Raw genomic sequence first — 11,644 nt, 5'->3', positions numbered from 1 at the left:
AGATGTGTTCTCGACAAACTCATCTTAGCCTTACGGGGAGCGCCTTTTCAATTATTCGGGTCAATTCAAAGAGGACAAAACCGTCGAAATCCGGGATGATTATAGTCTGTCCATGCCCAATGCATTACACACTTGTAACGCTAAGTTGAGACTTATACCTTTGCAAGGGGTGTGACATTGAACATACAGAGAGCTCGGGAGATAGCCGAATCTGGGGAAATGGTCAACGTTACTTATGCTTCCGATCCATCCAATCCCAAGGCTGGTGAAATCTCTGTCAACGCTTGAATGATGAAGGCGATATGTTCGTCGAGATCGATTCCCAACTCCTCTGCACCTCTGTACACATCATCACGGTTTACTCCACGCGCAAACGCCTTGTCCTTCAACTTCTTTTTGACACTCTTCACTTCAACATCAGCTAGATTCTTGGATGGACGCACCATGGCCACCGCCATGACGAAGCCAGATATTTCATCACATGCGAAAAGAAGCGCCAGCGCCTCTTCGCGTGTCTTCATCACTGATCCATCCCCTTTGTTCGAAATTCGTTAAATGCACACCAAATGCCCTGCCCGACTGGCAACCGTTATCGATCACACCGATACATGATCCATAACTTGCTTCTCTTTCCGGACATGCTTTGCGTTCGACCACTTGTAAAACGGTATTCCCACCGCAACAATGATACCGGCAGTCGTAAATAGAACGCACCCACCGAAGTGGGGCAATACCAATCCACCCAACCACGGTCCAACGAAGAAGCCGAGTTGAGCCATCGACCATGCACCGAAGTAGGAAGCTCGCATATCCTCATGAGCCAATTCACTTATGTACTGGCTATTTTGTGGGAAGATAATAATCTCTCCTATGGTGATTATAAACATCGCTAGTAAGTATGACCACAGCCCACTAGAAAAGCCCGTTGCCACGTAGCCCACTGCAAAGATCGCCTGCCCAACCATCATTGAAGACACGAGCCCCATTCGTTTCGCGATTTTCGACATAGGCAACTGCAACAGCACAACCTCAATCGCATTGGAAGACAAAACAATTCCGAATACGGCTGCGGCGGTTGTCTGATCCATGCTCATCGACATCACCTGAGGCAAGGTGGTTTCCATTTGCGAGTAACCTATATTCGATAAAAATGCGGCTATGAGAAACAACAAGAGGGCTTTGTCATAGGTCACCGTTCTAAAGGTGTTCCTAAAAGAAAATGATTTACTTGGCCCACTCACCCCACCGGTTCCCTTAGGAAACTTCAAAATTACGATTCCTAAATAAAGGAAGTTTGCAAATGCCGATAAATAGAAGGTCCAGCCCGTGGAAACAGTTCCAAAATACCCACCGACAATTGGCCCAACGGCGGCCCCTACGTTGATGGCCCAATACCGCATGGCGAAGACTGAAGCTCGCTTTTCTAACGAGGTTACGTCTGCCAACATGGCTTGCGATGCGGGCTCAAACAAAACACGAGTCAGTCCAGTGCAGATGCTGAGAATGAAGAAAAACGCCACGTTTCGAGCGTTGGCGTAGCCAATCATGACGAGCACATTTAAAACCATGGCCACTATCATTAGTTGCTTCCGGCCAAACCGGTCTGAGAGGGATCCCCCTATGAGCCCAAATGCCATGGACGTAAGAGCTGCACATCCAATGGAAAAACCAATCGTCCCCGCGCCAGCATGCGTATGCGTCTTCATGTAAAGAGCCATGAACGGCATGACCATAAACGATGTAAAGCGAGTTAACATCGTTCCTGCAACCACCCACCAGACAAGAGGGTGGTATCCCTTCAGCAGAACACCAATTCGAATCATATTTTCGCCGCCCTTTCCCTATACGTGACTCAAGCAATGTCATGGCAATGGCGAAATTAAACCAGCCCCGCCCATGACTTCACCGTGGCGAGGCTGTATGCATTTAGATCCTCACTTGAGGTGGAAAATGACCTTTGGACATTGAACACTAACCTCATTTTGCAGTAGACTACAGAACGCTGGTGTCGCGTTGAGACTCTTTCAGTAAGGCTTGTTGGAGGGTGCTCTCGATTGTCACGTTCTCAGTCGAGAACTTCGATCTCAACATCATTTTTGCCATGCCTGCACGGATACCTGTTAACACGGTGGTGCAGCCCAGCAAGGTAATCCCATCGATGATTTGGTGGAACTCGGTCAAGGTTTCCGTATCGAGAATGGCGGCGCCCGACAAATCAATAAACAGTTTTTGTATGTTTCTCGCCTCTATCTCATCGAGTAGTCGCTCCTCGACTTTTCTCACACGTGCATGATCTAATGAACCGATTAAGGGAAACACGGCAACGTTATTGAAGAGCGGGATGACAGGGACGTTTAATTCATCGATAATCGCTTGTTGCGACTTCAGAACGTTATCCCGATACCTGGTGAAGCTCACATTGAAATGGATGATAAAGCTGTCCAACGTACTTGTTATTCTATCTGCGATCTCGAATGCTTCTTCAGCCTCCACGCCATTGTGTAAGTGATAGAATCTAAGAAATCTCCATATAACCTTCCGCAGAGAGTAAAACCATTCCATTTTCGAAATGATAGGGATATCGGACTGAGCCCAAACAACACCTCGTTCTTGAGCCAACCGAATGATTTCCTGGGTGAGCCCATCATGAACGAAATCGAGAATTTGATTAGCGTGCTCGCGAAGGTCGTCCGTGGTCACAATTTTCGATTCCGACACGATCTCAAACGTGGTTCGGGCTTCGCTCTCCAGTGATCGAATAAATTGATCGTGATTGGTGTTAAAGAAGCTCTTAACGTCCTGCCCTTCCGTAAACACAAGTTGAGCTTCTAGTGAATCCAATGCGTTTTTCGTTTCAATCGGCATGCTAATGGTAAATTCCGTCCCTTCCGGACTAGAGTTGACTTTAATATCGCCACCGTGCTGATAGAACGTGGAATACACTTGCGACAGTCCTAATCCAGTCCCTGTATCTTTCATCGAAAAAAATGGAGTTCCAAGCAACTGCAACTTGTCCTCGGGAATTCCTACGCCACTATCGCGTATTTTCAACACCAAACTGTCTCCTGACCTGAAATGTTCAATGGAAATAGTGCCCGTTCCATTAATTGCCTCGAACGCATTTTTCAGGAGGTTGAACATTGCTTTCTTGATTTGATTGCGTTTCCCGTACATCTTGATGTCAGTGTTGTAAAAACGTTTCTCGACAGAGACACGATACATCTCCTTGTGGAACAACGACAACAGATTTTCAACCTCGGCACACAAACTAAAGTACCTTGGTCTTTCAGAATCCAGGTTCGGTTTAGCCACCGATAGGAGTTCCTGTACAGTGCCAATTGCCTGATCCAACTCTGAGAGGACTACATCCCAGTGCTCGCTAGGATAATCTTGTGCCATCAACTGTAGGAAACCTTTTACGGCAGTCAAGGGATTTCTAATTTCGTGTGCAATTCCGGCCGAAATCTCGCCGACTGCAGCCAGACGATTGATAGTCAGATTGTGATTGTCTTGGGAGTTATCCGTTTGCTTCACTACCTCTGCACCATCTCTTTCGGTATTTAAAAATGACCTATTTGGTCCAGTCATGAATCGCACGTAGCCACATATTCAATTCTCGAACGCGCAACCTTTCACCTTTGTTTTGTACCAGTTATTTTCCATATCTATTTTTTAGGAACTGTTCGAGGTGGGAGCACGATGACATCAAAGAAAATTCCTTCATATACCACTTTACCTAGTAATGAAGGAATGTAAAATGGAAAATTCCATAACTGAGTGAGGATTTATTGTATCTAATCTCACTAGCATTGCATAAAGGAATTTAGGATTTGTCAAGTGCTTCAAGTTGTCAGAATGAATAGACGCAATGTTTGGAATGTTCATGATTTAGACAACCACTGACATGAAAAATCTCCTTAGAATAAGAGGTACAGGTAGTCCTGTCCGACTCTCTACTAAGGAGACTAGGCATGGACAAGGATTCCACAAAATCTGTGTTTGCGGAATATGTTCTTCCGCTGAACGTCAGTTCCATATTGCAGGAATTAGATCATCTCAAGCTCGATCGGTACGTCAAGAAGCTCGGCGTTATTCCATTCATTAGGCTCATCGTCTTCGCCCAGGTCAACCAGATCCCGTCCCTGACGGATATCAGTTTAGAGCTGGAAGCCAATGAATCCCTTCAGAAGGAATTGGCGCTGGATTCTATTAGTGCCTCACAGTTATCCAGGAAGTTGCGGGAAACTCCTTCAACATTTTTGGATTTCGTTTTCCGTCAATGCGTTGAACAGATTACGCGTCAGGTCGGCATAAAGCGAGCGAATGAGAAGCTCAGACGGATTAACCTGGTTGACTCATCAACCATTTCAATGTGTCTCTCGCAGTATCCATGGGCAGAGTTTCGCAGGACCAAAGCCGGTGTGAAATTGCACTTGCGTTTGGTGTTTCTAGACCACCAAGTCGCGCCGGACAAGGTGATTCTCACACCTGCCAAACCTGCAGACAAAACGCAGATGGATGCGTTGGTGGTCGTGGAGCCCGATGCGCTCAACGTCTTCGACCGTGGCTATGTGGATTACCGAAAGTTCGATGCGTACTGTGCAAACAAAACAAAGTTTGTCACGCGGCTCAAAGACAACGCGGTCATTCACGAAGTCATTGAGGAACGAACCGTGCCGGACGATTCACCAGTCACCAGAGAAGCCTTGGTGCGCTTGGGGAGTTACCCAAATTACGTTATGAAGTACACCCTGCGGTTGATTGAAACCACGGACAGTGAAGGCAAGCGCGTCGTGATTCTGACGAACGACATGGCGATGGATGCGGAGCAAATCTGCGACGTGTATCGAAAGCGTTGGCAAATCGAGTTGTTTTTTAAATGGGTCAAGCAACATCTCGTACTCAAGCGGCTCTACGGCAAGAGTGAAAATGCCGTGTATAACCAACTGCTGATTGCGCTGATTACATACTGCCTGTTGATTCTTATACAGGCGAAGGTGTCCCATAACGGCAAGCTGCTCGACGTCTACAAATGTTTACGTCTTTACTGGGAGCGAAGCTTTTCGGAGTTTGTGAAGGCGTTGTACAAGAGCCCAGGTCGAACATCCAAGGGCAGACGACGATGCAAGGTGGACAACATCTTCGAGCAAACGGTGCGGCAGTACATAGACGGTGAAACGGAGCATCTCGAGACCGTGACCTACGACCTAATATAAAAATTCCTGATTATGGATATTGGGACTACCTGACACAGGAGTACTGACTTTTTAGACCATAAGCCGCTGAAATTAAAAATCTGAGTGTTCAGACCTGGTGTCCAGACCGTGGTGTGCCTCACTTGACAAGCTCAGAGAAGTTTTATGCAATGCTAGTGATCTAATCTTGATTCACTACCCTTTAAGAAGCCTATGTTACATGATAGAGATACATTTTCATTGCAACGAAACCGTACCTCTATCATTATTAGGCTAAACCACCGTTTCTCCATCAATCAGATTTTGAAATCAGACAAAGGAGCTCATTCGAATATGACACCAGAAGAACGAATTCAGTCCCTTCATCCCGGACAACAATTTAAGCACTACAAAGGGGGCATCTATACGTATATACATATGGCCCGACATTGTGAAACGGAAGAATGGTTTGTCATCTACGAAACATCACACGGTGACGTTTGGATACGCCCATACGACATGTTTTTTGAGACCGTGATGATAGATGGAAAACAAGTACCGCGGTTTAAAGAACTGTAGGCGAACCATCCGCAGTTGCGAAATGACAACTTTTTCAACCAAAATGATGTATTGCGAACGACTGCGCCACTACTTCTAGTCCTACTCATCCTAGATTGCAAGCAATCGTTTGGCGAGGGCGTCCAGGATTTGAGATGCCCTCGTATTCGCCTTTTGAAGCACTTGCAATGTCCTTTTATGTAAATACTCGCGCTCCTCGTCCGTTAACTCGCGCGCGGTAAGTACTACGACCGGTATGGACCTCCACTTTTCGTCGTCATGCAGTATGTCAAGTAATTCAAAGCCGTCCATAATAGGCATCATGAGGTCAAGCAGGATCGCGTCAGGTAAGTCGGTTCCCAACTCTCGAAGCGTCTCAACCGCCTCACGTCCATTCTCGGCCTCGATGACACGGTATCCTTCACGACCCAAGAGTTTTTGCACCATTTCACGACTCATGTCGTCATCTTCCACGACCAACAACGTCTTTGACACCGGAGTTGCCGCATGTTTTCTCAATACCGATAAGACTCGCTCCCGGTCAATTGGTTTCGTCAGGTATTCCACTGCACCCATGGCAAAACCCAGGTTTTTGTCTGTGTCAGTAAACGACTGGATCAAAACCGGGATATGCACCGTTTCGTCATCCTTTTTCAGCGCGGAGAGAACAGTCCAGCCGTCAACGCCTGGCATCATCAGATCGAGCACGATCACGTCCGGCTTCACCTGTTTTGCCAAGGCAATTGCTTCAAGACCGTTGGAACACGTCAGAACGCCATAACCTTCCCGTACAAGAAAGCGGCGCATGAGGTCTAAGACGCCTTGGTCGTCATCGACCACGAGAACCGTTTTGCCGTTGACATCCTGTGGAACGTCAACCGTTGTAATCACTTCTGGAACGGATCGGTTTACTGGTAGCTCTAATATAAATTCTGAACCAACACCAACTTCACTTTGGACCTTAATGTCCCCCCCCATCATTTGCGCAAACCGACGACTGATGGCAAGACCCAGGCCCGTCCCACCGTACTTGCGCGTGGTTGACGCATCAGCCTGGCTAAATGCATCAAAAATCTTTTCCAGTTGCTCTGGTTCCATACCGATCCCGGTATCCCGTACCGAGAATGTCAAAAGCGCCCCGACAGCTTGGGGCTCCATCCCTACATGAAGAGATACAGTCCCATTCGTGGTGAATTTACTTGCGTTGCTTAGGAGATTCAATAGAATCTGCTGAATCTTGGTTAGGTCCACGTCAATGTGGCCTAAATCATCTGGACATTCAACAACTAGGTGATTGCCATTTTTCTCGACAACAGGTGCGATGGTTGAAGAAATGTTCGAGATCAATTCATTGACATCGACCGTCTCGATGTACATTTCAATTTTCCCGGATTCTATCTTTGAGATATCGAGAATATCGTTTATAAGGCTAAGTAAATGTTGCCCAGCTGTCTTAATCTTTTTGAGGTCGTCCGCGAATGAGACTTGCCCGGTGTCCTCGGCCTCCTCCAGAAGCATTTCACTGTAACCAATAATCGCATTAAGCGGTGTACGCAGCTCGTGACTCATATTTGCAAGAAATTGACTCTTCACTTGATTGGCGCGAATTGCTTCATTACGGGCTGTTGTCACTGCCGAAAGATACTGATATAATTCGCGCGTTTTGTCCTCCGCGATTTGCTCCACGGAGTTTCGTGAACTGTAGGCGCGTACAAGTAGATGTTTCAACTGAACTACATCGTCCGTATGCCGGTAGAAAGCATTCGGATCAGGTTTCATATTGCGGCACAGCTCCTCGATACGATCCTTCAAGTCAGGCCGTAAACCGGATCCGTGTCTTCTCAGTACCAGCGTCATTGTAGTAGAGTCATCGCTTGAATAACGCCATTCGTCGGCACGTATCGATTCGCCAAAAAATTCAATTGGAAAAGAAGTGTATCCTTCGACGAAACGGTGGAATTCCGCAGGGTAGTTCGCATTAAACGTTAACTTGAGCGTGTCGTCATCTTCAAGGTGGTTTGAGCACAAAAGGATATCGTCGTCCGCTTTTAGCCACTGACGAACCACTTCATTGTCTGCGGGCATATAGAAGAAACGTTCCAAGACGTAGTTGTTGGAGTTTACAAAAAAATCGAATGCGGACTGCGGGGTAACCAATCGTTCATCCGTCAACGCGCATACCAATATATACTTTGCAACATGACGTCCCAACTTGTAAAACAAGGTCGTGTTAGGGATACCGGATACACGGGCAATAACGTCAACCATCCATTGTAATTGTTCCGGTGAATAATCACCAATTCGACTGAATGACTCTTGACGTCTGCTGTCCCTGCGTAATTCCTCAATGACCGATTGAATGAAATCCGGATATTCAGCTTGAACTAAATCCCTCATTAATACAAACAGTTCCCCGCGCACGTTTGACACCTCTCCCATATCCCCAATAACCTCAATATCTAGATTCTACCTACTGAAATGCGTCTACACAATGTTATGACAATTATTTTCCGAGCTAGGAGTATTTAAGTTCTTAAAAATTGATTTTTTCCTTCATTTTCCGAGTCCGTATTGCTATAGTATAATTGTCTGTGGCAATGGGCTATTGAAGAACGATTGTAGATGCGGGCACATGGGAACGATTCCGTCACTAAATGTTTTGAGTAGAGTGCGAACTGCTTCACACATGGTGTAGAAGGGGTCCTGAAAGTGTGTTCGTCGAACAACGGATCGTTGGAAAAAGGACAAGCTGTTCCCTCGCCTCGTCATGCAGATGGAAAATTCAAGTTCGACATTGCCCCCATGGAATCATGTGAACAATCTCATCCTTTGCCTGTATCAATGGAAAATCGGGAAATTCTTAATCTCCTGTACTATATCCGGTACCTCAAAGAATAAATTGTGTATTTCATACTCAATATTGAAAACATGCTATAGTGCATATACAAACCTCAATTATTTCTACATAAAATCGATGATTCATTATTTGTTCACTGTATGAAAACGCAATCATATTCGGGCATCAACACTTTGATCTCATCACAGCAAATGAGCGTACAACGTAGGTTAAGAGGGTGCCAATTTCATGTTAGACGGTCAGGCTCTAGATATTCTACAACGGATCGTTCAAAGTAGACGTGTGAAAAACGCAACAAACAAGGCGTTGAAATTGCTCGTGGATACCATTGATGTAAATACATTTTTCATTGCGGTATCAGATGGAGTGAAGAATCAAGTTATACAGGCTTATAATCGAAATTCCATTTTAGTTCGTGAAAATGCAAACCTCCCATTAACAAATTCACATTACAACTTGGACTGTCGGAAAGACCTATCTTCTTTACATATAAATGAGCCGCGTGAGCATCCTGGCACTGCAGTCGTTCCCTTCGCCATCTCATTGGCGGAAGGCAATGCTGTAGTGGCACCGATTCTTCCGGAAGGCCATGATGTCTTCGGTACCCTCTGTGTCCTTGACAAAAATCCTCTGTCCCTAAGCGACGCTCATTTGGAATTGTTATCATTCGTGGCCGACATGATTGGAAACGCCATTGACATTGAAGTCGCTCATTATAAAAACACACACATTCATTCAATATTACAGGCATTATTTAAAAATAATCCCAATGCGGTACTCCTGTTTAATGGAGAGGGGCTCGTAGACGACGTGAATCCAGCGTGTCTCGAACTGTTCGGTCCATTTAACTCCAACAACCCTTTATATGAATATCTCGCCAACATCAAATCAAGGCACGTTGAAACGAACGGTCCCGCTTTGGAACTAAAACTACCGGACAAACACGGAAATCTATTAGACTGTCTGGTTTCGATTCTCACTCTATCAAATCTGGAATTAAAGGAAGGGTTCTGCGTTATCGTTCAGGACATCAGTGCGGTGAAACGTCTCAACGATGTTTATAGCACAACCGAAAGACTGTCTACGCTCGGACAACTGGCGGCTGGAATCGCTCACGATATTCGCAATCCCGTTACCATCGCGAAGGGGTTTGCACAGCTTTTGCTGGAATCGAACTTATCATCACAACAGACATCATATGTGGAACTCATTCATTCATCCGTACAGCAGGTTGAGAATATCGTGACAGAGTTTTTGGAGATCGGCAAGCCCCACGCGACCAACATGCAATTGTGCAACATTGCTAAGTTGCTTGATGCCGTCGTGAATATGCTAAATGCTGAGGCCGCGCTCATGAATGTATCCATGTTTGTCTCTAAGTTGTCGAACGAGATGATTGTTTTAGGTTCTGAACACCAACTCAAACAAGTCCTGTTAAACGTCCTAAAAAATGCGATTGAGGCGAGTCCAAAGGATAGTTATATCGAGATCGGATTGAGTTATGAATCAGAGGGACGTATCTCCATCTCGATAAAGGACAATGGGAACGGAATTCCTGAGCACATCCTTGGACGTATCGGTGAACCTTTCTTCACGACAAAAGAAAAAGGAACAGGACTAGGACTTCTGGTGTGCCGAAAGATCGTCGAGGCCCATAACGGGGTCCTTAAGTTATCCAACAACAAATTGGGCGGAGCCACGGTTAACGTCGTGCTGCCAGAATATCATAGAAAACCCGGTGAGTTTAAGATCTAGTCAACTACCCGAGGAAGAGGTATGGACTTGGGACTCAGTCTAGGCCCAGGTCATACCACATAAAACAATCTTTCAAATGTCGCTAAATCAGCTTCCGTTCTTGATGAAACGTTAGTCGCCGGATGGCTTATATTTCGCCAAGTCGTTCTTCATCTTGTCCATTGCCTTAAGCAGGTCATCGTATGCATGGGCTGGTGACCCTTCAGCGTTCATCCCATCGTCGAGCGCAACTACCGTTGCTGCATCCTCGTACAATACACCATTTGGACTGGTCGGCGAACTGCTTTGCCCCACGTTGGTAATCTTCGACAACTCTGAATCAAAAGTCGCTTCGCTGTTTTTTCCCACGGCTGTTTTCACCTTGTTATAAATGTCCTCTGCAACAGAATACACTTGTGTACTTGCTGTGGTGTTCGTCTGAGCGGTCGCAGAAGTTGCATTAATCTGATCACTTGAATTGCTCGATATCGACGGTTGTGTACCACACCCAGTGATCACCAGTGCCATGACCAGGCTAACCAATGCCATTTTTATTTTCACGGGTATCCCCCTAAAACAATCTTTTGTGCCATTTCAAATGTGAGTCGCATCGATTGTCCACATTTTGATTATAACCCGCCACCGACACACTGAGACGTGTCAGAATCGCAAACGTTGAACAGCTTGTCGAACCTCAACGAATCTGTCGAATGTTGTCTACAAAGCACGAATAAAACGCGTTGGTCATTGACAATATATCTGTGAATCCAATTTTAAGGAGGAACTTTGTATGACGAATAACAATCAAAAGCTGGTCTCAAACGCGGCACGTGCGCTAGAGCAAATGAAATACGAAATTGCATCCGAGTTTGGTGTCCAATTGGGTGCAGAGACCACAGCTCGCCAGAATGGCTCAGTTGGCGGTGAGATCACCAAGCGTTTAGTAGCATTCGCGGAACAATCACTTTCCGGAAAGTAAGCAAAAGAAGTGGGCTGTCCATCATGGGCAGCCCGCTTCAGCTTTGAACCGCTCCTGGATGAAAAAAGTCCCTTCATAATGTCTAAGTATCGGCATCATCCTAAACGGTGAGGAGCGTGGTACACAATGACATCGAATAAGCACACCAAACCGCTAAACGACATGACTATTGCCTTGAGTGGTCCGGATAACGTGCAAAAAGACAAGCGATTCCATGTGCAAACGGAAGCCACTGAAAAATTTATCCTGAGAAACTCAACACAGCAACAAAGACATGCCGACCAGTCTAAGTGACTGGTTTTTTTCTGCAAAAATGGAGGGACAAAGCGTACCTCAATGGCC

At 45.9% G+C, this 11,644-nt stretch carries 10 protein-coding genes; 5 read left to right on the top strand and 5 right to left on the bottom strand.

Going from position 1 to position 11,644, the window contains the following annotated elements; all coding sequences use genetic code 11:
* Window positions 1–171 precede the first annotated feature (171 nt).
* Window positions 172–288 (top strand): small, acid-soluble spore protein, H family, encoded by a 117-nt coding sequence (locus NZD86_RS24695; protein ID WP_407655219.1) that lies wholly within the window; start codon window positions 172–174, stop codon window positions 286–288.
* Here the strand turns inward: NZD86_RS24695 and NZD86_RS07300 are convergent.
* The 3 genes from NZD86_RS07300 to NZD86_RS07290 all read right to left on the bottom strand — a co-directional run bounded on the left by NZD86_RS07300 (window position 234) and on the right by NZD86_RS07290 (window position 3,588).
* Window positions 234–524: a hypothetical protein gene (locus NZD86_RS07300; protein WP_268045850.1), complete on the bottom strand. Its 291-nt coding sequence runs from the start codon at window positions 522–524 to the stop codon at window positions 234–236. The genes NZD86_RS24695 and NZD86_RS07300 overlap by 55 nt on opposite strands.
* Window positions 525–596: 72 nt before the next feature.
* Window positions 597–1,823, bottom strand: coding sequence for an MDR family MFS transporter (locus tag NZD86_RS07295; RefSeq protein ID WP_268045849.1), 1,227 nt, complete (start codon window positions 1,821–1,823; stop codon window positions 597–599).
* Window positions 1,824–1,992: 169 nt separating this feature from the next.
* Window positions 1,993–3,588 carry an ATP-binding protein gene (locus NZD86_RS07290; RefSeq protein WP_268045848.1) on the bottom strand — a complete coding sequence of 532 codons (1,596 nt, stop codon included), beginning with the start codon at window positions 3,586–3,588 and terminating at the stop codon, window positions 1,993–1,995.
* A 383-nt stretch (window positions 3,589–3,971) separates the two neighbouring features.
* Here NZD86_RS07290 and NZD86_RS07285 point away from each other — a divergent pair, with 383 nt between their 5' ends.
* Window positions 3,972–5,216 carry an IS4 family transposase gene (locus tag NZD86_RS07285; RefSeq protein WP_268045847.1) on the top strand — a complete coding sequence of 415 codons (1,245 nt, stop codon included), beginning with the start codon at window positions 3,972–3,974 and terminating at the stop codon, window positions 5,214–5,216.
* Between the two features lie 219 nt (window positions 5,217–5,435).
* Complete coding sequence (locus NZD86_RS07280; RefSeq protein ID WP_268045846.1) at window positions 5,436–5,753, top strand: DUF1653 domain-containing protein; 318 nt, start codon at window positions 5,436–5,438, stop codon at window positions 5,751–5,753.
* 90 nt (window positions 5,754–5,843) lie between these two features.
* Here the strand turns inward: NZD86_RS07280 and NZD86_RS07275 are convergent, their stop codons facing one another.
* Entirely contained in the window at window positions 5,844–8,162 is a 2,319-nt protein-coding gene (locus NZD86_RS07275) for an ATP-binding response regulator (RefSeq protein ID WP_268045845.1), read from the bottom strand.
* Window positions 8,163–8,817: 655 nt separating this feature from the next.
* Here NZD86_RS07275 and NZD86_RS07270 point away from each other — a divergent pair.
* A complete protein-coding gene (locus tag NZD86_RS07270; RefSeq protein ID WP_268045844.1) occupies window positions 8,818–10,344 on the top strand; it encodes an ATP-binding protein in 1,527 nt (508 codons plus the stop codon).
* Between the two features lie 111 nt (window positions 10,345–10,455).
* Here the strand turns inward: NZD86_RS07270 and NZD86_RS07265 are convergent, their stop codons facing one another.
* Window positions 10,456–10,884 (bottom strand): hypothetical protein, encoded by a 429-nt coding sequence (locus NZD86_RS07265; protein ID WP_268045843.1) that lies wholly within the window; start codon window positions 10,882–10,884, stop codon window positions 10,456–10,458.
* A gap of 229 nt (window positions 10,885–11,113) precedes the next feature.
* Here NZD86_RS07265 and NZD86_RS07260 point away from each other — a divergent pair, with 229 nt between their 5' ends.
* Window positions 11,114–11,302 carry an alpha/beta-type small acid-soluble spore protein gene (locus NZD86_RS07260; RefSeq protein ID WP_268045842.1) on the top strand — a complete coding sequence of 63 codons (189 nt, stop codon included), beginning with the start codon at window positions 11,114–11,116 and terminating at the stop codon, window positions 11,300–11,302.
* Window positions 11,303–11,644 lie beyond the last annotated feature (342 nt).

Origin of the sequence: Alicyclobacillus dauci (assembly GCF_026651605.1) — a bacterium.
Classification (GTDB): Bacteria; Bacillota; Bacilli; order Alicyclobacillales; family Alicyclobacillaceae; genus Alicyclobacillus; species Alicyclobacillus dauci.
This window is presented reverse-complemented; position numbering and strand designations above follow the sequence as displayed.